At 36.6% G+C, this 651-nt stretch carries 1 pseudogene; it reads right to left on the minus strand.

Annotated elements, in window-relative coordinates:
• Positions 1-651, minus strand: a pseudogene (locus B2G44_RS01985) (reverse transcriptase domain-containing protein); the annotation flags it as partial.

A 651-nucleotide genomic window follows, 5' to 3' on the forward strand; every position in this document is an offset into this window, starting at 1 on the left:
CAATGATAAAATCATCAGCGTAACGGATGTACTCAACTCTTGTTTTTGGATTTAAATTGATATACCTATCAACTCCCAGTTTATGGTGCTGGTTCTTAAGCCATGCTTTCTTATATTCTGGGTTGTCCTGCCTAATCGGCTTTCCCTCTTTAATCAGTTCCCCCATTCTCAGGTCGATGTAGTGTAAATATACATTCGCCAACAAAGGGGAAATAATTCCTCCTTGAGGAGAACCTGATAAGGATTCGTATTTTATCCCATCTTTCATGAATCCGGCTTTCAACCATTTGTTGATAGTTGAGAGGACTTTATTCTTTCTGATGAACCGATTTAAGGTTCTTATGAGAATCTTGATTGATGGTATCAAAGTAGCCTTTTAAGTCGATTTTGATAATGTAGTCAATTCCTTTAAATCTTTGTTTTACGCGTTTGATGGCGTCGTGGCAAGATTTTTTGGTTCTAAATCCAAAACTCCATTCTGAGAAGATATTTTCAAAATAGGGAGTTAAGAGTTGTTCGAGGCATTTTTGTATTAACCGGTCCTTGATAGTAGGTAGTCCCAGGAGCCTAGTTTTTTTGTTATCATTAGGAATGAGAATTCTTTTAACTGGTTTGGGGTTATATCCATTATTGATGTATTCCTGATGGTAT

This window comes from Candidatus Phytoplasma citri, assembly GCF_002009625.1.
GTDB classification, from domain to species: domain Bacteria; phylum Bacillota_I; class Bacilli_A; order Acholeplasmatales; family Acholeplasmataceae; genus Phytoplasma; species Phytoplasma citri.